General features: G+C 55.6%; 24 protein-coding genes and 1 other RNA gene. 15 read left to right on the forward strand and 10 right to left on the reverse strand.

Going from position 1 to position 24063, the window contains the following annotated elements:
• Positions 1-216: 216 nt before the first annotated feature.
• Entirely contained in the window at positions 217-1074 is an 858-nt protein-coding gene (locus tag ACW17M_RS18590; protein ID WP_457547934.1) for a copper resistance D family protein, read from the reverse strand.
• 51 nt (positions 1075-1125) lie between these two features.
• A complete protein-coding gene (locus tag ACW17M_RS18595) occupies positions 1126-1497 on the reverse strand; it encodes a copper resistance CopC family protein (protein ID WP_035539357.1) in 372 nt (123 codons plus the stop codon).
• A 445-nt stretch (positions 1498-1942) separates the two neighbouring features.
• Between ACW17M_RS18595 and ACW17M_RS18600 the strand changes: the two genes are divergently transcribed.
• Together ACW17M_RS18600 and ACW17M_RS18605 are read left to right on the forward strand one after the other, a co-directional pair.
• A complete protein-coding gene (locus ACW17M_RS18600; protein ID WP_051430633.1) occupies positions 1943-2494 on the forward strand; it encodes a Spy/CpxP family protein refolding chaperone in 552 nt (183 codons plus the stop codon).
• 61 nt (positions 2495-2555) lie between these two features.
• Positions 2556-2807, forward strand: a complete 252-nt coding sequence (locus ACW17M_RS18605) for a hypothetical protein (protein ID WP_052475748.1) — start codon at positions 2556-2558, stop codon at positions 2805-2807.
• Between the two features lie 389 nt (positions 2808-3196).
• Here the strand turns inward: ACW17M_RS18605 and ssrA are convergent.
• Positions 3197-3576: a transfer-messenger RNA gene (gene ssrA, locus ACW17M_RS18610) on the reverse strand.
• A 45-nt stretch (positions 3577-3621) separates the two neighbouring features.
• Complete coding sequence (smpB, locus tag ACW17M_RS18615; RefSeq protein WP_008958772.1) at positions 3622-4113, reverse strand: SsrA-binding protein SmpB; 492 nt, start codon at positions 4111-4113, stop codon at positions 3622-3624.
• 125 nt (positions 4114-4238) lie between these two features.
• Here smpB and ACW17M_RS18620 point away from each other — a divergent pair, with 125 nt between their 5' ends.
• Both ACW17M_RS18620 and ACW17M_RS18625 read left to right on the forward strand, forming a co-directional pair.
• Positions 4239-4673 (forward strand): type II toxin-antitoxin system RatA family toxin, encoded by a 435-nt coding sequence (locus tag ACW17M_RS18620; RefSeq protein ID WP_022520728.1) that lies wholly within the window; start codon positions 4239-4241, stop codon positions 4671-4673.
• Positions 4663-4980 carry an RnfH family protein gene (locus tag ACW17M_RS18625; protein ID WP_133731610.1) on the forward strand — a complete coding sequence of 106 codons (318 nt, stop codon included), beginning with the start codon at positions 4663-4665 and terminating at the stop codon, positions 4978-4980. The genes ACW17M_RS18620 and ACW17M_RS18625 overlap by 11 nt, the downstream gene beginning before the upstream one ends.
• A gap of 6 nt (positions 4981-4986) precedes the next feature.
• Here the strand turns inward: ACW17M_RS18625 and bamE are convergent, their stop codons facing one another.
• Positions 4987-5445 carry an outer membrane protein assembly factor BamE gene (bamE, locus tag ACW17M_RS18630; RefSeq protein WP_027958232.1) on the reverse strand — a complete coding sequence of 153 codons (459 nt, stop codon included), beginning with the start codon at positions 5443-5445 and terminating at the stop codon, positions 4987-4989.
• A 72-nt stretch (positions 5446-5517) separates the two neighbouring features.
• Between bamE and fur the strand changes: the two genes are divergently transcribed.
• On the forward strand, positions 5518-5970 hold the full coding sequence (fur, locus tag ACW17M_RS18635; protein WP_007111850.1) for a ferric iron uptake transcriptional regulator: 453 nt from the start codon (positions 5518-5520) through the stop codon (positions 5968-5970).
• Positions 5971-6163: 193 nt separating this feature from the next.
• Here fur and recN read toward each other — a convergent pair whose 3' ends face one another.
• Positions 6164-7837: a DNA repair protein RecN gene (gene recN, locus ACW17M_RS18640; RefSeq protein ID WP_141440096.1), complete on the reverse strand. Its 1674-nt coding sequence runs from the start codon at positions 7835-7837 to the stop codon at positions 6164-6166.
• Positions 7838-8047: 210 nt separating this feature from the next.
• Between recN and grpE the strand changes: the two genes are divergently transcribed.
• From grpE to ACW17M_RS18660, 4 genes are all read left to right on the forward strand, one after another.
• Positions 8048-8689 (forward strand): nucleotide exchange factor GrpE, encoded by a 642-nt coding sequence (grpE, locus tag ACW17M_RS18645; RefSeq protein ID WP_027958234.1) that lies wholly within the window; start codon positions 8048-8050, stop codon positions 8687-8689.
• Between the two features lie 158 nt (positions 8690-8847).
• Positions 8848-10782 carry a molecular chaperone DnaK gene (dnaK, locus tag ACW17M_RS18650; RefSeq protein WP_009287914.1) on the forward strand — a complete coding sequence of 645 codons (1935 nt, stop codon included), beginning with the start codon at positions 8848-8850 and terminating at the stop codon, positions 10780-10782.
• Between the two features lie 164 nt (positions 10783-10946).
• Entirely contained in the window at positions 10947-12089 is a 1143-nt protein-coding gene (dnaJ, locus tag ACW17M_RS18655; protein ID WP_022520724.1) for a molecular chaperone DnaJ, read from the forward strand.
• 88 nt (positions 12090-12177) lie between these two features.
• On the forward strand, positions 12178-13074 hold the full coding sequence (locus ACW17M_RS18660) for a DMT family transporter (RefSeq protein ID WP_457547935.1): 897 nt from the start codon (positions 12178-12180) through the stop codon (positions 13072-13074).
• Here ACW17M_RS18660 and ACW17M_RS18665 read toward each other — a convergent pair.
• From ACW17M_RS18665 to ACW17M_RS18675, 3 genes are read right to left on the reverse strand one after another with little or no spacing between them, the layout of a single operon-like run.
• A complete protein-coding gene (locus ACW17M_RS18665; RefSeq protein ID WP_039859997.1) occupies positions 13067-13816 on the reverse strand; it encodes an ABC transporter ATP-binding protein in 750 nt (249 codons plus the stop codon). The genes ACW17M_RS18660 and ACW17M_RS18665 overlap by 8 nt on opposite strands.
• Positions 13810-14925 (reverse strand): FecCD family ABC transporter permease, encoded by a 1116-nt coding sequence (locus tag ACW17M_RS18670; protein WP_051052127.1) that lies wholly within the window; start codon positions 14923-14925, stop codon positions 13810-13812. Before ACW17M_RS18670 ends, ACW17M_RS18665 begins: the two co-directional genes overlap by 7 nt.
• Positions 14915-16048, reverse strand: a complete 1134-nt coding sequence (locus tag ACW17M_RS18675; protein ID WP_427770296.1) for an ABC transporter substrate-binding protein — start codon at positions 16046-16048, stop codon at positions 14915-14917. Before ACW17M_RS18675 ends, ACW17M_RS18670 begins: the two co-directional genes overlap by 11 nt.
• A 263-nt stretch (positions 16049-16311) precedes the next feature.
• Between ACW17M_RS18675 and ACW17M_RS18680 the strand changes: the two genes are divergently transcribed.
• The 5 genes from ACW17M_RS18680 to greA all read left to right on the forward strand — a co-directional run bounded on the left by ACW17M_RS18680 (position 16312) and on the right by greA (position 22853).
• Positions 16312-16593, forward strand: coding sequence for a DUF2218 domain-containing protein (locus tag ACW17M_RS18680; protein WP_022520719.1), 282 nt, complete (start codon positions 16312-16314; stop codon positions 16591-16593).
• A 116-nt stretch (positions 16594-16709) separates the two neighbouring features.
• Entirely contained in the window at positions 16710-17516 is an 807-nt protein-coding gene (gene dapB, locus ACW17M_RS18685) for a 4-hydroxy-tetrahydrodipicolinate reductase (RefSeq protein WP_457547936.1), read from the forward strand.
• Between the two features lie 419 nt (positions 17517-17935).
• On the forward strand, positions 17936-19081 hold the full coding sequence (gene carA / locus ACW17M_RS18690; RefSeq protein WP_400672808.1) for a glutamine-hydrolyzing carbamoyl-phosphate synthase small subunit: 1146 nt from the start codon (positions 17936-17938) through the stop codon (positions 19079-19081).
• Positions 19082-19149: 68 nt separating this feature from the next.
• Complete coding sequence (carB, locus tag ACW17M_RS18695; RefSeq protein ID WP_400672733.1) at positions 19150-22380, forward strand: carbamoyl-phosphate synthase large subunit; 3231 nt, start codon at positions 19150-19152, stop codon at positions 22378-22380.
• On the forward strand, positions 22377-22853 hold the full coding sequence (gene greA, locus ACW17M_RS18700) for a transcription elongation factor GreA (RefSeq protein ID WP_009287920.1): 477 nt from the start codon (positions 22377-22379) through the stop codon (positions 22851-22853). The genes carB and greA overlap by 4 nt, the downstream gene beginning before the upstream one ends.
• An 88-nt stretch (positions 22854-22941) precedes the next feature.
• On the opposite strand, the gene yhbY is transcribed toward greA, so the two are convergent.
• Positions 22942-23268 (reverse strand): ribosome assembly RNA-binding protein YhbY, encoded by a 327-nt coding sequence (yhbY, locus tag ACW17M_RS18705; RefSeq protein ID WP_022520713.1) that lies wholly within the window; start codon positions 23266-23268, stop codon positions 22942-22944.
• Between the two features lie 114 nt (positions 23269-23382).
• Here yhbY and rlmE point away from each other — a divergent pair, with 114 nt between their 5' ends.
• Positions 23383-24030 (forward strand): 23S rRNA (uridine(2552)-2'-O)-methyltransferase RlmE, encoded by a 648-nt coding sequence (gene rlmE, locus ACW17M_RS18710; protein WP_027958245.1) that lies wholly within the window; start codon positions 23383-23385, stop codon positions 24028-24030.
• The last annotated feature ends 33 nt before the right edge of the window (positions 24031-24063 follow it).

Raw genomic sequence — 24063 nt, forward strand, 5'->3', positions numbered from 1 at the left:
TGAAATGAGCCTGAACCTCATGTCATTGAGTGTTAGTTGCCTTAGGACACCTTCACTACAGCGGTGAGCTCGCTGCGGATTAGTGTCACGTCCATCGCCTCAATGACCTGTCGTGCATCGCTTGCAGCGCGCGGATGGTATCGGCCTTGCCTTCCGGAGAGCGTTGCTTATAGCTATTAAGCTGGACGCTTAACTAACCAGGGGGATGTCCTTTCCTTAACCATTCGGTGATGTGACCCTTGTCAGCACCGCAGTGATCAGCAGTATAACTGCGACCAGTACCATCTCCAGAGCAATACTGCGCTGTAAACGTCGTGGGGCTGTAGCGTCGCCGCTCTCAAAGGCCGGTACAAGTCGGCACTTGTTCGCGGCAGCAAATAACAGTAGCACCGCGACAATCAATACCTTGCCGATCAAGAGCTGTCCATATGCCGTGGTGAGCAGCGGCGTGAGACCGCCCGTAAGCAGCGTGGCCAAAGTGACGCCCGTCAGCACCAACAAGCCAACCCCGCCCATGGCGATTTGCCCGAAACGAGTCAGAATGCGGGCGCTATTGCCCTGGTTGTGACGTCGCCCCACTAAGTGGAACAGCGGCCACAGTGAGGCCACCCAGAATGCCGCTGCCATCAAGTGAAAGATCAGCAAACCAGACAGGACGAGGCGTGGGGTGTTCACTGTATGTCCCACCTGCACGAACGCTAACATCACCAGTAACACGCCTACTAGGCTCAAGCTATTGGCTGTTTTCGAGAGTAGTAAGTTATTGAGCTGAATCGCCTGGACCAGCAGCAAGCCAGTAACGGCCAGTATCAGCCGCGTCCCGGGCGCACCCTCGAACCCGATCCCGAGCAGCATCGGGTTGGTTGCAGCAGCCACATTGCCGCCCCTAAGGTATCCGGCTTGCAAAGGCCACTGGAACAGAACCAGGGTAACCCCCGACCAAGCAGCGAAGACACCCATGCGGACAACGCGCCTCCGGTCGTGATCAGGGAGTTGCGGAAACGCTAGGCGAAACAGCACGGCTCCCGTTGCGACTAGGGCGCTAAGATAAACCCCGGCCGCCACGAGGATCATCGTGACGATCCAGACGTCGAGGCTATTTACGGAGAGCCACCAGGCCACGGGTCAGGGCTCGATCGAGAAGTTAAAACCGTCGGACATCATGTGCCCGTCATCCGATAGGCCTCGCCAACGCACCTGATAGTTCCCAGCCGAAAGAACTTCACCGGGCTTTACGAAGTAGCGTTCGACCTGTTCACTACCTGGCTGACCATCAAGGGGAACTGAGCCATTCGGGCCTGTCACCTCAAACTGGGTGATGCGCATCACGTCACCAAACTCAATGCCAATTTTCGCAGGGGAGTCCTGAACGGTGTCACCATCCTTAGGCGAAGTGCTTGTACGGCCTTCATGGGCGAGTGCCGGGATTGCTAGCGAAATCAACAGTGTTGCTAAGGTAGCGTGAACGATCGGGAGAGATCTCGTCTTCTTTTGCATGCCGATTCCTTATATGTTTTTTCAGGGTTGAATGGATGCCGTTTCTTCATCGCGGAGGCGCTAAAACTGATTCGGTTGAGCCTTCAGAGGCCGTTCATTCGTCCTGTTTGGCGAACAAGGCACATAGCTTCGTGCCCTTTGGGAGCTAAGAGAGCGTCCAGGAACACTTTGGCTTCAGGGGTTTCCGCCTCTTGGGCGGTGAGGTATTTGAGCAGGCATTTGGACGCGCTCTTCTTCATGGAAGTGGCTCAGTTTTATAACGTGCCAACCTGAAACAGGGCTGAAAACGGCGGGAAAAATGACTTGTGACAACATTTAGGTATTGGGATTGGTTTCCCCTTTACCTTTGGGCTACCTATAGGTTGTAGGCTTATAACGTAAGCTAACTCCGCCTTCTTCTGTAGGAAAAGGCGATGTCTCGACCAGCAACATGAGAGGAAATATCATGGTTAAGCACAAGGTGATTTTTGCCCTTGGTCTGGCTGCAAGCCTCAGTGTCACAAGCAGCGTCATCTTCGCTCAAGGTATGAACCAAGGCGCCCAAGGTCAAGGCAATATGATGGGCGGCCAAGGCGGTATGGGTTCGGGCATGATGATGGGCAGTCAAGAAGGCATGTACCCAGGAATGATGATGGGAGGGCAAAGTGGGATGATGCCTTGTCCAATGATGGGAGGCATGGGGACTATGTCCGGCATGGTCGGTATGCTCGACGAGCAGCAGATGAGTACCATGCGTGAGATGCGTCAGGAACACCGCGCGGCCCAATTTGAGCGGATGGGCGAAATGATGAACCTTCGCGACGACATGGTGCAAATCATGCAGGCTGAGCGACCAGAGCCAGAGGAAGTAAAGGCGCTGCATGCCCAAATGGCCAACCTTCATGGCGATATGATGGCTGATAATGTGCGCATGCATAATCAGATGCAGGACTTACTAACCGATGAGCAGCGTGAACAGATGAGGGGAAGCATGCGCAGCTACCATGGCCCGCAATAAGCCTTGGTGATGAAGTGAACTTCACCTCACGCCGGGTGAGGGCACCGAGTACAAACTGACAATGGAAGAAGGCGCTGTCGCGACATTCGCTTGGACCTCCGTTGGTGGGCCACTTAATTTCGACACCCACTGTGACGGAAATGGCAACTCGATCAGCGATGAGAAAGGGCGTGGTTTGCCCAAAGACGAAGGCGCACGTGAAGCTGACTTCACCGGTAACCAAGGTTGGTTCTTTCATAATCGCAATGATAACGACGTGACCGTGGTGTTGCGTGTTAGAGGGGACTATGGGGAGCTGAATAAGGTTTTCTAAAGCAGTGGCCTCTAGCGCTCTCCTGAGGGCTAGAGGTTTTCCTCCCATCAGCGTTGTTAAAATGATGGGTAAGCGTTTACAAAATTAGGTGAGATAGTAATTAATGGGTTATCTGAATTAATAATATTTAGGCTTATATGCGAAAAAACTGAAAGTCTTCTTTTGGCCGAAGCGGGTGCAGCCAGGGCTTAAGCGAATTGGCTTTGGCAGTCTTCCTTCCGAGGACCAACGCCAAACAGTGGGTCGTGACACCCCGTAACGCTACGCATCCGTATTTTTCGTACTGAGATAATAGGAATCCAGCAGGAAGGCACCGGTTTTACTTTGGATGGTATTTGGGATGGGAAAACAAAAAAAGCACCCGTAGGTGCTTGATTTGCATAGTAAGGTGGTGGAGGCGGCGGGAATTGAACCCGCGTCCGCCAGCACGCGCCTATTGGCTCTACATGCTTAGATTTCGTCATTTGATTTAACGCAACTGACTCCGACGATCAGGATTCAGCCACGCGAGTCTTCTAAAGTTTAGCGCTTGGCGAGAAGACACCACCAAACGCGATCCTATCAGCTTTAGCTCGTATCCCCTCAGCGATGAATAGGCACATCACCTTGGGGCCAGACAAGAAGCTAACAGTGTTTAAGCTGCTAGCGCGCCTTGAGCGTAGTTTTCGTCATTTGCGACTATTTTTCGTGATGTGGGATTTACGAGATACATCACGCTCTCGGCATGCACCGCAAGGGTTGTCACCGGCGTCGAAACCATGTCGCCCCCTTATTTCAGTTGAGCATTCTAACGTGCTCACACCTGATTGACCAGTTATGCCTTGTTATGTTCCCGCATAATTCGACCTTTTTGGCGGCTCCAGTCGCGATCTTTTTCTGTTGCGCGTTTGTCATGCAGCTGTTTACCGGTCACTAGCGCCAGCTCGCACTTCACTTTATTGCGTTTCCAGTAAAGCTTGAGGGGCACACAGGTGTGGCCTTTGTCCTGGGTGATCGAAAAGATTTTGGCGATCTCTTTGCGATGCAGCAGCAGTTTGCGGGTGCGCGTCGGGTCAGCAATCTCGTGTGTGCTCGCAGTATTCAGCGGCATGATATGACTACCCAGCAGAAACGCTTCGCCGTTACGAACCAAAATATAGGTATCGGTGAGCTGAGCCTTACCGGCGCGCAGGCTCTTCACTTCCCAGCCAGCGAGCGATAGCCCCGCCTCGAAGGTCTCATCGATATGGTACTCAAACCGTGCCTTCTTGTTTTGGGCAATAACGCTGCTACCGGGGCCCTTACTGTTACCTTTCTTAGTGGCCATGGAACCTCATAATTAATCTGTCAGTGGCTTCCCCTTCGTTATTTGGGGAGGCGTGATACCATTTAGGGTCTGAAAAATGTTTCCCATGATACGCTTTGGGCACTGTGAAGTCAGCGGAGAGGTCAATGCCAACCGTCAATCGTTCCGCCTTAGTGCGGCACACCCCCCAGAAAATGTTCGATCTGGTTAACGACTTCGAACGCTACCCGGAGTTTTTGCCAGGCTGCCGCCAGGCGCGTTTGCTCGAACATGATGATGTGCATCTGATCGGCGAAATGACCCTGGGTCGCGCCGGTGTTGAGCAAACCATCACCACGCGCAACGAACTTTTTGCGCCCGAGCGTATTGAACTATCGCTGGTAAAAGGGCCGTTCAAGCGGCTTAAAGGTCGCTGGCTGTTTATCCCCATGGGGGAGGATGCCTGCAAGGTGAGCCTTGAGATGGAGTTTGAGTTCGCCAACCGGCTGCTCAGTATGGCGTTCGGCAAACTCTTTCAGCAAATCGCTGGCCAGCTAGTCGATGCCTTTACCAAGCGCGCAAACGAGCTGTATGGGCGCTGAAGCGCTTACGGTTGAGGTGGCCTTCGCGTTGCCGTCCAAACAGCGCATAGTGGCTCTGCGCGTGCCTGAGGGCACTACTGCACGTCAGGCCGTTGCCTTAGCCGATTTGCCCACGCTCTTTCCTGATGTGCCCGGCGAAACCTTTGCTCAGGCGCCGCTGGGCATCTTCGGTAAAGCGCTACGCGAACCCGATACCCATCTATTACGCGACGGGGATCGGGTCGAAGTCTACCGGCCATTGGCGATCGACCCCAAGGCCGCTCGCCTAGAGCGCGCTAAGCGCCAAGCGAGCGACCCGAAGCGTTAACCGCTTTTAAGGCTGTTGAACAGGCTGTGTGCCCTCAGGTGGCCGCGTCTGGGTGCTCTCTGTAGGGAGGGCATCCATTGGATCAACGCCTTCCGTTGCAGGCCCCATGCTGCTATCGCCTTCAAGCGGTAGCTCTTTGGATAGATCCCCTTCTTGCTCAATGTTCACCAGGCGGCCCTGGGGATCGAAGGTGAGCGTTACGCGACGCTGCTCTACATCGCCATACGCTTTATCTAAACGAAACACATAATCCCACTGGCTGGCGTCAAAGGGCGCTTCCAGCAATGGCCTGCCCATTACGTAAGTCACCTGCTCTTGGGTCATGCCTGGCTGAAGCTGGCTGACCATTTCCTGAGTGACCAGGTTGCCCTGGGGAATATCGCGCTTGTACACGCCTACGTAGCTGCAGCCGCTAATGACAGTAAGGGCAACGGAGAGCGTGATGATTTGAGTCAATTTTTGCATTTGGGCCTATTCTTCACTATCGTGGTTTCGGTTGATCATACCCGACCTAACCAGTTACTGCGAAGAGCGACCATGGCCGATCAGAACCATGAATTGCGCAAAGCCGGTCTAAAAGTGACCCTGCCGCGCGTCAAGATACTTCAAATTCTCGAAAATGTTTCGGGTCAGCACCACCTTAGCGCGGAAGAAGTGTACAAAACACTGATTGATGCGGGCGAAGATGTTGGCTTGGCAACCGTATACCGCGTATTGACTCAGTTCGAGTCAGCGGGCTTGGTAATTCGTCATAATTTCGACGGAGGCCATGCGGTATTCGAGATGACCCAAGAGGATCACCATGACCACATGGTGTGCCTAGAAAGCGGTGAAATCATTGAGTTCGTTGATGAAATCATTGAACGCCGTCAGCAAGAAATCGCTGAAGAGCACGGCTACGAACTAGTGGATCATGCTCTGGTGCTCTATGTACGTCCGCGCGGTTCCGACGTGACGCGCCAGGACAGCGGGCCGACGAACAAGAAATAGTGTTCGTAGGTCGCTGTTAGTCGCAGACCGTTAATCGCGGTTCGAAATATAAGCGCCCCTGAGCCATTTGGCCGAATTCCTGGTTAACTGAATTCGCCAAGTGGATCAGGGGCGTTTGTTTTGCTGTGTGCAGATGTGCTGTATAGCTGTGCGCTATAGAAATGCACAGAAACGGCGCAGGGCGCCCGCTCAATCAGTGCGGCGGGCGTTGGCTGGCGTGCAGCATCTCCCGAGCGTGGGCGAGGGTTTGGTCAGAAAGCGTGACACCGCCCAGCATGCGCGCCAGTTCGCTGATGCGGCCCTGTTCGTCGAGTAGCGCCATCTGGGTCAGCGTTGTATCGCGCTTCGCCTGTTTCTCGATATGCAGGTGCTGGTGCGCCTGTGCTGCCACCTGGGGTAGGTGGGTCACGGTCATGACCTGGCCGTTTTCGCCCAGTTTGCGCAGTAGTTGGCCAACGATCTCTGCGGTGGCCCCCGAGATACCCACATCCACTTCGTCAAACACCAGACTGGGCACGGTTGAGTGCGTCGCCGCGACCACTTGAATCGCCAGGCTAATCCGCGATAATTCACCGCCGGAGGCGACTTTGGTCAATGGGCGAGCGGGCTGGCCAGGGTTGGCGCTAATCAAAAACTGCACGCGATCAAGGCCTTCAGGGGAGGGCGCGTCTTTAGCGGTGACCTCCACTTCAAAACGGGCTTTGCCCATGGCCAAAAAGCCCAGTTGCTGCTGCACCTCTTTACCCAAGCGAAGTGCGGCTTTTTGACGGCTCTCGCTGAGTTTTTTTGCCTCTTGGCGATAGTCTTCGCGTAGCTCGACGACCCGCGCACTGAGTGCCTCCAGGTCATTGCCACCCCCTTCTAACTGCGCGACTTCCCGCTGTAGGTCAGCATGCAGGGCGCATAGCTCATCAGGAGCAACGTGATGCTTGCGGGCAATCCGGTGTACGTCGGTCATTCGTTCTTCAACCCAGGCGAGCCGCTCAGGGTCTAATTCGGTGGTGCTGGCGAGGCGGTTAAGCTCGCTGGAGGCCTCTTCCACTTGAATGCGCGCATCGCTCAGCATGGCAAGCGTGTTCGCCAGGGTGCCTTTGTCGCTACCTGGCAGTGCGCTTAAGTGGGTAAACGCTTGGTTGAGTAAGGAGAGCGCGCCGCCCTCGTCACTGGCGCAGCAGTCGGCGGCAAACTGGGTTTCGCGCAGGGTCTCTTCCGCGTGAGCCAGGGTGTGCTGCTCTTCCTCTAACGTGGCTAATTCACCTTCCGCTAAACCGAGCTGATCCAGCTCTTCTACTTGGTAACGCAGCAACTGCCGTTTGGCCTCAACTTCACTGCCTTCTTCGCTTAGCTTCTTCAGCTGCCGACGCGCACTGCGCCACTCGCGGAACGTTTCAGCTAATTGAGTGGTGGCATCGTTTAGGCCTGCGTAATCGTCCAGCAGGGCAAGGTGGGTCTCTTCGCGCATCAGCGCATGGTGAGCATGCTGTCCATGAATTTGAATCAGCTGCTCGCCGAGGGATTTTAGATCCGAGATAGTCGCGGGTTGGCCGTTAATCCAGGCTTTGGAACGGCCGTTGGCGGTGACCACACGGCGCAGCAAGCATTCCTCAGCGGGGAGCTCCCGCGCCGTTAGCCACTCGATGGCGGCGGGCAGGTGTTGAATGTCGAAGCGTGCGGAGAGGTCCGTACGCTCGCGGCCGTGACGCACGCTTCCGGCGTCGGCACGCTCGCCCAGGCAGAGCCCAAGGGCGCCTAACAGGATCGATTTGCCCGCGCCGGTTTCCCCGGTAATCGCGGTCATACCGCCGGTCAAGTCGAGTTCCAAGTGATCGACAATGGCGAAATCTTGAATAGCTAGCTGAGTAAGCATGGCGCCTCCTGAGGCGGTACAGCATAGAAGCTGGATACTTATCCAATAGTTGTTGATTTATACAGTAGTTAATAACTCACTTCAATGCACCTCTTGAGATGGAATTTATGGCCCCCATATAGCGTGCATGATCAGTCAAAGCTAGTGACTTAAAGCTTACTTCTTTGCGCGCCGCCCGCGTGGCCGCGCTCTACTTTTTAGGAGCACAACATGGCGAAAGAACCGCAAACACCAATGGACGATGAGCTGGCCCGCCACGAGCAAGACGCCGATGGCGCCGAGCAAGCAGCTGAGAAGGTTGCTGAAGAGCGCTTGATGGAGGGCGAACTGGAAGGATTGATCAATGACGAAGAGGCGCTAGAAGACAGCGTCGACAACCCGGAAGCGGAAATGCTGGCAGCCCAAGTAGGTGAGTTAGAGCAGAGCTTGGCCGAAGCCAAGGATCAAGCCCTTCGCGCCGCCGCTGAAGCGCAAAACGTGCGCCGTCGTGCGGAGCAGGAAGCGGAAAAAGCCCGCAAGTTTGCCCTGGAGAAGTTCGTTAAAGAGCTGCTGCCAGTGGTAGATAGCCTGGAAAAAGCGCTTGAGACCATGGAAGAGGGTGCATCGGAAGTTCATCGTGAAGGTGTTTCCATGACCTTGAAAATGCAGCTGGATGTACTCAACAAGTTCGGCGTTGAAAGCATTGAACCCCATGGTGAACCCTTCGACCCGCAAGTGCACGAAGCCATGACCATGGTGCCTAACCCGGATCTCGAACCGAACACCGTGATGGACGTTATGCAGAAAGGCTATTTACTCAATGGACGCTTGGTGCGCCCAGCGATGGTTGTAGTGAGTAAAAAAGCCGATTAAGCCACTGGCGGCACAGAGTTTGAAAAAAGTGTGTGAAAAAAAGCCCTTGAAATGTCAGCGGCGGCCCCCAAATAAAGGGCAACCCCGCGGGGAAACCCGCAGACAAGCTTTAAAAACTAAATTTTCAGTTTTGTAACAACCGAATTCGAGGTATTGCTATGGGACGTATAATTGGTATCGACCTGGGCACCACTAACTCTTGTGTGGCCGTGCTCGATGGTGACAGCGCTAAAGTTATCGAAAACGCCGAAGGCGGTCGTACGACGCCTTCTATTATCGCCTACACCGATGATGGTGAAACGCTGGTAGGTCAGGCGGCTAAACGTCAGGCCGTTACTAACCCAGAAAACACCCTGTACGCCATCAAGCGTCTCATTGGCCGTCGCTTTAAAGACGACGTTGTCCAGAAAGACATCAAGATGGTGCCGTACAAAATCAGCGAAGCTGATAACGGTGACGCTTGGGTTGAAGTAAAAGGCAAAAAAATGGCACCGCCGCAGGTAAGCGCGGAAGTGCTGAAGAAAATGAAGAAGACTGCCGAAGACTACCTGGGCGAAGCAGTCACCGAAGCGGTCATTACCGTACCGGCCTACTTCAACGACAGCCAGCGTCAGGCGACCAAAGACGCCGGCCGCATTGCCGGTCTGGACGTTAAGCGCATTATTAACGAGCCGACCGCTGCCGCACTGGCCTACGGTATGGACAAATCCCGCGGCGACAAAACCATCGCGGTCTACGACCTGGGTGGCGGCACCTTCGATATCTCGATCATCGAAATTGCCGATGTCGACGGCGAAACCCAGTTTGAAGTGTTGGCCACCAACGGTGATACCTTCCTGGGCGGCGAAGACTTTGACTTGGCGCTGATCAACTACCTGGTAGACCAGTTCAAGTCTGACAGCGGCATTGATCTGTCTGGCGACAACCTGGCCATGCAGCGTCTGAAAGAAGCTGCCGAAAAAGCCAAAATTGAGCTGTCTAGCGCTCAGCAGACCGATGTGAACCTGCCTTACATCACCGCCGACAACACTGGCCCGAAACACCTTAACGTTAAGGTGACTCGTGCCAAGCTGGAGTCGCTGGTCGAAGAGCTGGTTCAGCGCTCGCTCGAGCCGTGCAAAATGGCCCTGAAAGATGCAGGCCTGTCTGCCTCTGAAATCGACGAAGTGATCCTGGTCGGTGGCCAGACACGTATGCCGATGGTGCAGAAGAAAGCCGCTGACTTCTTCGGCAAAGAAGCACGTAAAGACGTTAACCCGGACGAAGCAGTTGCTGTTGGTGCCGCGATTCAGGGCGGCGTACTCGGTGGCGACGTTAAAGACGTTCTGCTGCTCGACGTTACCCCGCTTACCCTGGGTATCGAAACCCTGGGTGGCGTGATGACGCCGCTGATCGAAAAGAACACCACCATCCCGACCAAGAAGACACAAACCTTCTCAACGGCGGATGACAACCAAACGGCGGTGACCATTCACGCCGTGCAGGGTGAGCGCAAGCAAGTGTCGCAGAATAAGTCGCTGGGTCGTTTTGATCTTGCTGACATTCCGCCTGCACCACGCGGCGTGCCGCAGATCGAAGTCGCCTTCGACTTGGATGCCAACGGTATTCTGAACGTATCGGCAAAAGACAAGGCCACTGGCAAAGAGCAGTCGATTGTCATCAAGGCGTCTAGCGGTCTGTCCGAGGAAGAAGTCGAGCAGATGGTACGTGATGCTGAAGCTCACGCCGAAGAGGACAAAAAGTTCGAAGAGCTGGTGCAGCTGCGTAACCAAGCTGACGGCATGATTCACGCTACGCGCAAAACGTTGGAAGAAGCTGGCGACAAAGCGACTGACGACGAGAAGCAGGCGATTGAAACGGCCATCAGCGAGCTGGAAGAAGCGGTTAAAGGTGACGACGTCGATAACATTCAGAAGAAACTGGATGCACTGACCGAAGCCTCTGGCCAGCTAGCCCAGAAGATGTACGCCGAGCAGGCCGAAGCGGCGCAGCAAGAGGGCGGTGAAGGTGCCGAGAACGCGGGCACCAAGCCGGAAGAAGACGTGGTTGACGCCGAGTACGAAGAAGTCAACGACGATCAGAAAAAGCAGTAACATCCTCTTTCTGCCAAGGAAAGCGGTGACGCGGGAGCTTACTCCCGCGTTGCTGTTTCCGCGGCCAAGACGCACGTAGTTAAGTATCACGTAGTTAAATATACAGTTGAATACATAGCTAAATGTGCAGTTGAGTGCGTAGCTAACCAGGAGGCGTAGGGCCTATGTCCAAACGCGATTATTACGAAGTCCTGGGTGTCGAAAAAGGGGCCGATCAGAAAGAGATCAAGAAGGCCTATCGCCGTCTGGCGCAAAAATTCCACCCTGATCGAAACCCGGACGATACCACCTCCGCGGAAAAATTCCGCGAAGTGTCCGAAGCGTATGAAGTGCTTAGCGACGGTGAAAAACGCGCTGCCTATGACCAGTTCGGCCATGCGGGCGTTGATGGCCAAGGTGGCGGCGGTTTCGGCGGTGCTGGCGCTGGTGATTTCAGCGACATTTTCGGCGATGTGTTTGGCGATATTTTTGGCGGAGGTGGCGGTCGCCGCCGTGGCCCCAATGCCCCGGCACGCGGTTCCGACCTGCGTTATAACCTAGAGCTGGATCTGGAAAACGCCGTTTCAGGCACCACGGTGGACATTCGTGTGCCGCGGCATATCGAGTGTGATCGTTGTGATGGCGGCGGCGCTGAGCCCGGCTCTTCTAAAGAGACGTGCCCTACCTGCCACGGTCACGGTCAAGTACGTATGCAGCAAGGCTTCTTTGCCGTGCAGCAGACTTGCCCGACCTGTCATGGCTCTGGCCAGCACATTAAAGTGCCGTGCCATAAGTGTAATGGCGAAGGCCGTGTACGTGAGACACGCACGCTGTCCGTTAAGATTCCGCCCGGTGTGGATACCGGCGACCGTATTCGCTTGAACGGCGAAGGCGAAAGCGGTGTTAACGGTGGCCCGCCTGGGGATCTGTATGTGCAGGTGGCTATCAAGCCGCACCACATCTTCCAGCGTGACGGCAAGCACCTGCAGTGCGATGTGCCGATCAACTTTGTTGATGCAGCGCTAGGTGGCGAGCTTGAAGTGCCGACGCTAGATGGCCGTGTGAAGCTGAAGATTCCGCCGGAAACCCAAACAGGCAAGCTGTTCCGCCTGCGCGGTAAAGGCGTGAAGCCCGTGCGCGGTGGTATGCCCGGCGACCTGCTGTGCAAGGTGGTAGTGGAAACACCGGTGAAGCTTAACGACGAGCAGCGCGATCTGTTGCGCAAGCTGCAACAAAGCTTCGACGACAGCAATAGCCACAACCACTCGCCGAAGAAAACCGGCTTCTTCGACAGCGTGAAAAGCTTCTTTGAAGATATGAAGCCGTAAGTCTGAGATAATAGTAAGCAGTTAGGTGTTTAGTCCAAAAACCCTCGGTTCACCGGGGGTTTTTGCTGTTTAGGAAATACTGCACGCAATGAATCACCTTGAAGAACGGCCCACCATGGGTATTTTGCTGCGGATACTGTCAGGCGCCCTGTTTACTGGGATGCTGGTGTGTATTAAGGCAGTCAGTGACGAAGTGCCTGTGGGGCAGTCGGTATTTTACCGCTCGCTGTTTGCGCTGCTGCCTATCGTCGTTTTCCTTTTGCTGCGGCGGGAGTTTCCACGTGGGTTGGCTACGCGCCGCCCGCTGGGTCATGCGCTGCGCTCTGGGTTGGGGGCGGCGGCGATGTTTGCCTCCTTTGCTGCGGTGGCGCTGTTGCCAGTGGCCGAGGCAACATTGCTCGCTCAGCTTACCCCGGTCTTTATGGCGATTGGTGGTGTTCTGCTGCTGGGGGAGCGCTGCTCGCTTAATCGCGTGGGTGGCGTGGTGCTAGCGCTTGCCGGGGTGGCCGTGCTGATTTTGCCTGGGCTCAATGCCAGTTCCAGTAACGGCCAAGTGGCCGGGTATGCGCTAGGGGCGTTGGGTGCGCTGCTAACGGCAGGTGCTTTATTAACCGTCAGGCGTATTTCACGCACCGAGACAGCGGCTTCAATCGCCTTCTACTTTATTTTAGTGGCCGCGCTAGCCGGGCTGGCAACGCTCCCACTGGGCTGGGCAGCACTCAACCGGGTAGAGTTTTCGTTGTTGGTGCTCTCGGGTCTGTTTGGCGGTGCTGCGCATATCGCGATGACATTAGCTCTACGCTACGCCGAGGCGTCGCGTTTGGCACCTTTTGAATATATTGCCCTGGTGTGGCCTGTGCTCGCCGATTGGGTGCTGTTTGGAATACCGGTCTCCAGCGGCTTCCTGCTAGCGCTACCGCTGATGTTAAGTGGGGTAGCGCTAGCGGCGATGGAAGGGCGGCGGCTTAGGCAAAGGGCTAGATAGCGGCTTCGACGATAAGCTGCGGCTGGCCTTTCGAGCAGGACTCGATACGCGTAGATACCCGATAAACCTGACGTAGCAGCGCAGGGGTAATCACTTCGGCAGTGGAGCCGCAGGCGATCAAGCGGCCATTTTCGAGCATCATGGCGGCATCGGCGAAACGTAGTGCATGCCCCAGGTCATGGAGCGCCACCAGAATCAGCATCTGGCGCTCATCGGCTAACCGGCGCAGCACCGTCAGCAGGCTGATCTGGCGGTTCAAATCGAGTGCCGAGGTGGGCTCATCCAGCATCAGAATCTCGGGCTCTTGCACCAGGGCCTGGGCAGCGCTGACCAACTGGCGCTGGCCGCCGCTAAGGTCGCCAATATCCCGTTCGCCAAGAGCCGTAATGCTGAGTTCCTCCAGCGCGCGATCAACCTGCGCTAAATCCTCAGGCTGCACTTTTAATCCGCGCCCCTGCATACGTGCCAAAAGCACTGATTCATAGACCGTCAGTACGGCCTTGGCACCGGTGTCCTGGGGCATATAGCCCACGGGACGTGCGGCGCTGGTGCCGCTGATAATCACTTCGCCTTCGCCTTTCAATAGTCCTAATACGCGGCGAAAAAGCGTCGATTTACCTGCTGCGTTGGGCCCTAGCAGAGCGACGACTTGCCCCCCTTGAAAGCAGGGCGTGGTGATCTCTTCCAGAATAGGGCGACGCCCATAGCGGGCGGATACACGGTTCAGTTGTAGGGTTACCATGAGGCCTTCTTGTGGTTAAGCACCAGAAACAGAAAGAAGGGAATGCCCACCAGCGAGGTGATAATGCCAATGGGAATAATGGTGCCAGGAATAATAATCTTGGAGATGACCGAGCCAACGGAGAGGATCAGTGCGCCGCACAGGGCCGAGCCTGGTAGGAAGAAACGCTGATCCTCGCCCAGTAAAATGCGCGCGATATGCGGCCCCACCAAGCCAATAAACCCAATGGTGCCCACGAACGCCACCGCGATGGCGGCAAGTAGTGACACCAGCACCAGCACTTCCAAACGCAGCGCGCGGGGATTGACGCCCATGCTCTCGGCTTTGGCGTCGCCCAGGCGCATGGCCGTCAGCGCCCAACCATGCCGGGCAAGCAGCGGCATGGATAAGGCAAGAATGCTAAGGGCGATCCAGAACTTGGGCCAGGTGGCTTTGGTTAAGCTGCCCATCGTCCAAAACACCACCGCGGAGACCGCTTCCTGGCTGGCAAAGAACTGAATCAGCGCCATCAGCGAGTTGAAGATAAACACCATGGCGATGCCGAGCAGCACAATCGTCTCTACCGTCACGCCGCGCTTAAGGCTTAAAGCATGAATTAAGAACGCGGTGAACATGGCCATCACGAAGGCATTGATGGGCACCACAAACTCAATGGCTGCGGGAACAATGGCGACACCAAAAGCAAGCCCCAACGCGGCGCCAAAACTGGCCCCGGCGGAGATCCCCAGGGTGAATGGGCTGGCTAGCGGGTTGCTCAGAATGGTTTGCATCTGTGCCCCGGCCACCGACAAGCTGGCGCCCACTACTAGCGCCATCAGCGCCACTGGCATACGAATTTCCCACAGAATGACTCGCGCCTGCTGGCTAACGCTGTCTGGCGTAAACAGCGCTGCGATGACTTCACCCAGGCTATAGCGGGCAGGCCCCAGCGCCAGGTCAACACAGAGGCTAAAAAACAGCGCTAAAACCAGTGCCACCAGTATCATCTGGCGGCGGAAAACCTGGCTATGGTAGAAGGCGCGACCCTGTGAAACATGCTCTGCTAACGCAGTTTCTGGGTGCCTGGTCTCTGAAAGACTGGCTTCAGTGAACTTCGTTTCAGTCGTCATGGAGCGAGATCCAATAGCCGGGTTCATAATCGATGGGCAAGAAACGCTCGTGTAGCTCTTCCATCGTGGCGTTGGGATCCAGGTCTTCAAACAGCTCTGGGTGTAGCCATTTGGCTAACTGCTGCACGGCCACAAAGTAGTAGGGGCTATTGTAAAACTGGTGCCAAATGGCGTGGAAGTTACCGGATTCCACCGCCTTGATGCCGGTCATCGCGGTGCGCTCGGTCAGTGCTTCAAGCTTAGCGCGAGCGTTTTGCATATCAGACCCTGGGCCTACGCCGACCCAGTTGCCGCCCGGCACGTAGGCATCCCAGTTGCCGCCGGTGACAACCACATGATCAGGATTGGCAGCAATAATCTGTTCAGGGTTCAGGTTGCCGAAACTGTTAGGAATGATGCCCTCGGCAATATTGCTACCGCCAGCCAGGGTGACATAGTCGCCAAAGTTGGCAGGGCCAAAGCTCATGCAGCACTCGTCGGAGTAGCCACCGGCCCGGTCAATAAACACGCTGGGGCGCTCTGGGTTCGCTTCGGCGATGACATCGGTTACCCGTGCCAACTGTGTCTCGGCAAACTCGATGAACTCTTCCGCCGCTTCTTCATCGTCCATGATCTGGCCGATGATGCGCATGGAGGGAATGGTGTGTTCAATCGGGTCTTCGCGAAAATCCACATAGACGATGGGAATGCCGAGTTGTGCCAGCTTGTCGTCGTAGGCGGCGTCTTCTGTGGCGGCTTTGGCCTCGATGTTCATCAGCACTACGTCAGGATTAAGCGAAGCGGCCTGCTCTACATCAAAAGTGCCGTCTTTAAAGCCGCCAAAGGTGGGGATCGCTTCAATCTCAGGGAAGCGTTCGGCGTAACGGGCATAGTTGTCGGGATCCGCCTGAGAAAAGTCTTCGCGCCAACCGACCACGTGGGCAAAAGGAGCTTCAGGTTCGAGTAAACCGAGCAGATAAATTTGCCGCCCTTCGCCTAAAATAACCCGCTCGGCAGGGCCATCCAGAGTGATTTCGCGGCCAGCGACATCGGTGACGGTGATAGCGTCAGCCATAGCAGTGGCGCCGCAAGCAAACGTGATAAGCGTACCAAGCAGGATTTTTAAGCGCGGAGAATTGAGCATTTTTTAACTCGTTGGTCGATATTGGTTAACAGGGCGGCATCGCTGATGCGCATTAACGGTGATAGCACAGAGATGCAATTGCTATTGTAACTGATTAGCGTTTGGGCGGCATTATTGGGGTGCCGCGCTTAATGGTCAACATGCTACGCTTTACACTGAGCATTTATCCTACGGTGATGGCTTCACATATTTGGCTCTAACGGCAAGACATTGTTGAAGGATTACTTGGTTTGTAAGTACTTACATTTTTTGGAGAGGCCGCTATGCCTTTATCTCGTGTCGAAGTTGCCACGCCTTCCGCCGAGCGTTTAATTAATCGGCTCTGTAAACACTGGGCGCATAAGCTGGAGGTCGAGCAAAGCGATCAGCAGGCCACCATTACGTTTGCCACTGGCACCTGCTTAATGGTTGCTGAGGCCGATAAACTGGTGGTGGCCCTCGAAACCCTTGAAGAGGAGCATCTGGATGAGTTGGAGGGGGTCGTCGAGCGCCACCTAATGCGTATGGCCGGTGATGAAGAGTTGGCGATTGTGTGGGAGAACTAGATAACGACTGGTCAGCCATAAACGGAGAGCGTCGAAGGCATCGATGGGTCTGCTATAATCGCGCTGATTTTGAAACATAAGTCTTACGCACTGAAACCTAGAGCTCAGGAGTTCGCATGACCCGAATTGCCATTGTAGGCGTGGCTGGCCGCATGGGCCGTACGTTGGTAAATGCTGTAGAGCAAGATGCTGAGGCGACGCTAGCCGGCGGGATCGTGGAGCCAGGTAGCTCCTTGGCGGGCGCTGATATTGGCGAGCTTGCGGGTGTCGGGAAGCGCGGTGTTGTCGCGGTCGATTCGCTCACGTCGATTGTCGATGAATTTGATGTGCTGATCGACTTCACGGCCCCTCAGGTCACGCTTGTTAATCTGGCGTTCTGCGCAGAGCACGGCAAACGTATCGTGATTGGTACTACTGGCATGAGCGATGATGAGTTGGCTCAGCTCGATAGCTACCGCGACAAGGTAGCCATGGTGTTCGCACCCAATATGAGCGTCGGGGTTAATCTGACCCTGAAACTGCTCGAAACCGCTGCCAAAGCGCTGGGTGATGAAGGCTACGATATTGAAGTGATCGAGTCTCACCACCGTCACAAGGTTGATGCGCCTTCCGGCACCGCGATCAAAATGGGCGAAGTAATTGCCGACAGCCTGGGGCGTAACCTTAAAGAGCACGGCGTGTTTGAGCGAGTCGGGCAGTGCGGTCCGCGCACCGACAAAGAGATCGGCTTTGCCACCGTGCGCGCGGGCGATATCGTGGGTGAGCACACGGTAATGTTTGCCACCGAAGGTGAGCGCATTGAAATCACTCACAAGGCCTCCAGCCGGATGACCTTTGCCAAAGGTGCAGTTCGCGCGGCGCGCTGGGTCGCTGGCAAAGAGAGCGGCCGTTACGACATGCAGGATGTATTGGGGCTAGAGTAAGGGATTGCCTGTCACTGCTTGAGCAGGGCGCTAGAACAGTCCTGCCATCAAGGGGTAGTCTTCGATCAAGAATTCCTGTAACATTTCAAAAATTTTGGCCGGGTGGCCTGGAAATCTTAAACGGCGCGCTTGTTGCGTTGGTCAACCCAAAGCCTGCCTCCTCAGGGTTTGCTGCTATAAAGCGGTGCTGCTGTTAAGCGTAACGCTAGAGGCTAAGCGAATCAGAAAGGCATCGAACAACAAGCGGGATGAAACCGATTCTTTTTATCGGCTTCGTCCCGCTTTTTTACGACCCCAGTTTTACTAATGATAGTTTTTATTAGCGATAGTGTTACGTCGCGGATAATCAAGAAATTGCTGAGCCTGCGCCCCACAGGCTCCCACCAGCATGGGAGGATCTTGTTTTGAATAACCCCGCATTGAGCAAACCCGCAATATTGGCCCTGGAAGATGGCAGCGTGTTCCACGGCATTGCCATTGGCGCGGACGGATTAACAAGCGGTGAGGTGGTGTTCAATACGGCCATGACCGGCTATCAAGAAATCCTCACCGACCCTTCCTACACCCGCCAAATCGTTACCCTCACCTATCCCCATATCGGCAATACAGGCATTAACGCTGAAGACATTGAGTCAGCTTCTATTGCCGCAGCAGGTTTGGTGATTCGCGATTTACCGCTAATGGCCAGCAGCTTCCGCTCTGAGCAGTCGCTGTCGGACTACCTGAAAAGCCAGAACGTGCTGGGTATTGCCGATATCGATACCCGCCGTCTAACGCGCATTTTGCGAGATAAAGGTGCGCAGAACGGGGCGATTTTGGCAGGCGTTGATGCGGAAGGCGACGGGGCGGTCACACGGGCGCTGGAAGCCGCCAAGGCTTTCCCAGGCCTGAAGGGGATGGATCTGGCCAAAGAGGTGTCGTGTAAACAAGCCTACGAGTGGTCGGAAGGTGAGTGGACGCTGGGTGAAGGCTACGCTGATGCTTCCAAAAGCGAGCGCCCCTACCATGTGGTGGCGTACGACTACGGTGTGAAATTCAACATCCTGCGCATGCTGGCCGCTCGCGGCTGCCGCCTGACAGTCGTGCCCGCGCAAACGCCTGCTGCTGAGGTGCTGGCGATGAATCCGGATGGCGTGTTTTTAGCCAACGGCCCTGGCGACCCGGAACCCTGCGATTACGCCATCAAGGCGATTCAGGACGTGCTGGAAACCGATATTCCGGTGTTTGGTATCTGTCTGGGCCACCAGTTGCTGGCGCTCGCCGCCGGTGCCAAAACGGTCAAAATGAGCCACGGCCACCACGGTGCCAACCACCCGGTGCAGGATCTGGATAGTGGTACGGTAATGATCACCAGCCAGAATCACGGCTTTGCGGCGGATGAAGCGACCCTGCCCGCTAACGTGCGCGCAACGCACCGTTCGCTGTTCGACGGCACCTTGCAGGGAATCGAGCTTACCGACCGACCGGCGTTCAGCTTTCAAGGCCACCCGGAAGCGAGCCCCGGCCCGCGTGATGTGGCGCCGTTGTTTGATCGCTTCGTGGCTATGATGCAGACACGCCGTTAACGCGCCCCTAGCATCACCGTATCGCCGTCTTTTGTCGCTCATCGTCACCATTTTTTGCGGGAACCGTTATGCCTAAGCGTACCGACATCAACAGTATTTTGATCATTGGCGCTGGCCCGATTGTGATCGGCCAGGCCTGCGAATTCGACTACTCCGGCGCCCAGGCGTGTAAAGCGCTGCGCGAGGAGGGTTACCGGGTTATTTTGGTTAACTCCAACCCCGCCACCATCATGACTGACCCGGCCATGGCCGATGCCACCTACATCGAGCCAATTACCTGGCAGGCGGTGGAGAAGATCATCGAAGCCGAGCGCCCTGATGCCATTCTGCCGACCATGGGGGGTCAGACGGCGCTGAATTGCGCCCTCGAGCTTGAAAAGCATGGCGTGCTGGAGAAGTTCGGCGTGGAGATGATCGGTGCCAACGCCGATGCGATTAACATGGCCGAAGACCGCGATCTGTTCGATCAGGCCATGAAGCGCATTGGCTTGGAGTGCCCGAAAGCGAAAGTCGCCCACACCATGGATGAAGCCTGGGAAATTCAGGCTGAGCTGGGTTTCCCGACCATTATTCGCCCTTCCTACACCATGGGCGGCTCCGGCGGCGGCGTGGCGTACAACAAGGAAGAGTTCGAAGAAATCTGTACCCGCGGTTTCGAGCTCTCCAACAACCACGAGCTACTCATCGATGAGTCGCTGCTGGGTTGGAAAGAGTACGAGATGGAAGTTGTTCGTGACAAAAACGACAACTGCATCATCGTCTGCGCGATTGAGAACTTCGACCCCATGGGCGTGCACACCGGTGACTCCATCACCGTGGCACCGGCGCAAACGCTGACCGATAAAGAGTATCAGATCATGCGTGACGCCAGCCTCGCGGTACTGCGCGAGATTGGCGTAGAGACCGGTGGCTCTAACGTCCAGTTTGGTATGGATCCCAAAACCGGCCGTTTGGTTGTTATCGAGATGAACCCGCGGGTGTCACGCTCTTCAGCGCTGGCCTCAAAGGCGACCGGTTTCCCGATTGCTAAAATCGCCGCGAAATTGGCGATTGGCTATACCCTGGACGAGCTGCAGAACGATATTACCGGTGGTCAAACGCCGGCATCGTTCGAGCCGTCTATCGATTACGTGGTCACCAAAATTCCGCGCTTCACCTTTGAGAAATTCCCCCAGGCCAACGACCGCCTGACCACCCAGATGAAGTCGGTGGGTGAGGTGATGGCGATTGGGCGTACTTTCCAGGAGTCGCTGCAGAAAGCCCTGCGTGGCCTGGAAACCGGTAACGATGGTCTTGATCCGATCATTACCGATTTCACGCCGGACAACATGGCGATTATCCAGGGCGAACTGCAGGCCGCCGGTGCCGAGCGTATTTTCTACGTGGCGGACGCCATGCGTTCCGGCATGAGCGTCGATGACGTCTTTGCCCTGACCAATATCGACCCTTGGTTCCTGGTGCAGTTGGAAGATTTGGTGCTGACTGAAAACGCCGTCGCCAAACGTACGCTGGCTGACTTCTCTGCCCGTGAGCTCTATCAGCTCAAGCGCAAAGGTTTCGGCGATGCACGCCTGGCCAAATTGCTGAATGTCAGCGAAAAAGAGTTCCGTCAAACCCGCCAAGCAGCCGGTATTCGCCCGGTTTATAAGCGCGTTGATACCTGTGCCGCGGAGTTCGCCTCTGATACCGCCTATATGTACTCCACTTACGAAGAGGAGTGCGAGGCGGATGTCTCTGACCGTCAGAAGATCATGGTACTGGGCGGTGGCCCTAACCGGATCGGCCAGGGTATCGAGTTTGACTACTGCTGTGTTCATGCCGCCTTCGCCATGCGCGACGACGGCTATGAAACCATCATGGTCAACTGCAACCCGGAAACCGTCTCGACCGATTACGACACCTCTGATCGTCTCTACTTCGAGCCGGTAACGCTGGAAGACGTGCTGGAAATCGCCGATAAAGAGAAGCCGGTAGGCGTGATCGTCCAGTTCGGTGGTCAGACGCCGCTGAAACTGGCCCGTGAGCTAGAAGCTGCCGGTGTGCCGATCATTGGTACCACGCCGGATGCTATCGACCGCGCAGAAGACCGTGAACGCTTCCAGGTGATGATCGACAAGCTGGGCCTGAAGCAGCCGCCCAACGCGACCGCACGCAGCTTTGCCGAAGCCTTCGATAAAGCCGAAGCGATTGGTTACCCGCTGGTAGTTCGCCCCAGCTACGTATTGGGTGGCCGGGCGATGGAGATCGTCTACGACGCCTCCGAGCTTGAAAACTACATGACCCATGCGGTGAAGGTCTCAAACGACTCCCCGGTACTGCTGGATCACTTCCTGAGTGCTGCAATCGAGATCGATATCGATGCGGTGTCGGATGGCCAGCAGGTGGTGATCGGCGGCATCATGCAGCACGTAGAGCAAGCGGGCGTTCACTCCGGCGACTCTGCCTGCGCGCTGCCGCCTTACTCGCTGCCTGCGGATGTGCAGGACGAGATGCGCCATCAGGTGAAGCAGATGGCGGTTGAGCTGGGCGTTAAAGGCTTAATGAACGTGCAGTTGGCCTGGCAGGATGGCGAGATCTATGTGATCGAGGTGAATCCCCGCGCTTCGCGTACGGTGCCCTTTGTGTCCAAGTGCATTGGCACCTCGCTGGCGCAGATTGCGGCCCGCTGCATGGCCGGTAAAACCCTGGCTGAGCAGGGCTTTGAGCAGGAGATCGTGCCGCACTTCTATAGTGTTAAAGAGGCGGTTTTCCCGTTCAATAAATTCCCCGGTGTCGACCCGATTCTGTCGCCGGAAATGAAGTCCACCGGCGAAGTGATGGGCTCTGGCGACACCTTTGCAGAAGCCTTCTTCAAGGCGCAGTTGGGGGCAGGTGAGGCCATTCCTGGACTTACCGGTGAGCGCAAGGCATTCCTTTCCGTGCGCGAACCGGACAAGGCGGGGATTATCGAAGTGGGGCGTTCTCTGTTAGCATTAGGCTTTACGCTATGTGCTACACGGGGAACAGCGGCTGCTTTTGAAGCTGCCGGGCTTGCCGTGGAACACGTCAATAAAGTCTACGAAGGCCGTCCCCATATCGTCGATCTGCTTAAGAACGACGAAATCGCCTACATTGTGAACACTACTGAAGGTCGTCAGGCTATTAACGACTCTTCGGTCATTCGCCGTACTGCTCTCTCGCGCAAGGTGCCCTATGCGACCACCTTGGCGGGCGCTAATGCTGTTTGCATGGCGCTTGAGTACGGTAGGGAGATTACGGTGCGGCGCCTTCAGGATCTGCATGCAGGAGCAAGTCAATGAACAAGGTCCCGATGACAGTTGCGGGAGAAAGAAGCCTTCGTGAAGAGCTCGACCACCTTAAAAGCGAAGCTCGTCCGCAGGTGATCGCGGCCATCGCCGAAGCGCGTGAACACGGTGATCTTAAAGAGAATGCCGAGTATCACGCCGCTCGCGAGCAGCAGGGGTTTATCGAAGGGCGGATTCAGGAGATCGAAAGTAAGCTCTCTGTCGCTCAAGTGATTGACGTCACCAAGCTGCCGAAAACTGGCAAAGTGATTTTCGGCGTAACCGTATCGCTAATGAATCTGGATACTGATGCGGAAGTCACTTACCGTATCGTCGGCGAAGATGAGGCGGATATTAAGTCTGGCCGTATCTCGGTTACCTCACCGATTGCCCGTGCCCTGATCGGCAAAGAAGAGGGTGATGTCGTGGTGGTCAAAACACCCGGCGGTGACGTGGAGTACGAAGTAGGTAGCGTCGAACACGTATGACAAAAAACGCCCCTTCGATTGACTCTGGAGTCAGTTGAAGGGGCGCTTTCGTACGGCGACTCTCTATTGCACGCGTTGAATTTAACGCTTAATGGCGGCCGTGGTGGTTCTCAAAGCGGGTAACGTTAGAAAGCTTCGGGTTCACCTGCGGATTTCTGCGATAGAGCAGCGCCATTTTGCCAATGGTTTGCACCAAGTCGGCACGGCTGTTGGCGATCAGTTCGGCTATCATGGCAGCACGATCATCCCGCTCAGGAAGGGCAAGTTTCACTTTGATCAGTTCGTGATCAGTGAGTGCGCGGTTGAGTTCTGCGAGCAAATTTTCGGAGACGCCGTTCTCAGAAACGGTGACCACTGGGTTAAGATGGTGGCCAATGCTACGAAATGCTTTCTTTTGTGCCTGTGACAAGCTCATGGTATCTTGCGGTATCCCGGTTAGCGCTTAACGCTCCATCTTACGGTGAAACGTCACCGAGTGAAAGCGATCGCGTGAATGCGCCCATCTCTTATTCCAGTGTTAGACTCCCACATGCAGCAAAAGCCCCCGAACCGAAAACATTCCGTTAGCAAGACCAGCAATAACTGGAAGAAGGAGCATTTTGACGACCAGTACGTGAAGCAGAGCTGGCAAGATGGCTACCGTTCCCGTGCCAGCTATAAGCTGATTGAGTTGGATGAAAAAGATAAACTGCTGCGTCCCGGTATGACGGTGATTGATCTGGGCGCCGCCCCCGGCGGGTGGAGTCAAATTGCAGCGGAAAGGGTAGGGCCTGAAGGTGTGGTGATTGCCTCTGATATTCTGGAGATGGATGCACTGGCCGGGGTGGATTTTATCCAAGGTGATTTCACTGAAGAGGCGGTGCTGGAGGCGATACTAAAATGCCTGGATAATCGCCGTGTAGACCTTGTGATGTCGGATATGGCCCCCAATATGAGTGGTATGGCGGCGATTGATCAGCCCCAGGCGATGTATTTAGTGGAGCTAGCGTTAGAACTTGCCCGCGAAACGTTGTCACCTGGTGGCCGGTTTTTAGCTAAAGTATTCCAGGGGGAAGGGTTTGACGCCTATTTGAAAGAATTGCGCGGCAGCTTTAACAAGGTAGTAACCCGTAAGCCAGACGCCTCCCGGGCGCGTTCCCGTGAAGTCTATTTTCTGGCCGAAGGGTTTCGCGGGTGACTCTCCTTAACATGAGAGGCTGCCCGTGTGGTT

The organism is Vreelandella sp. 2A-K22, from assembly GCF_054065485.1.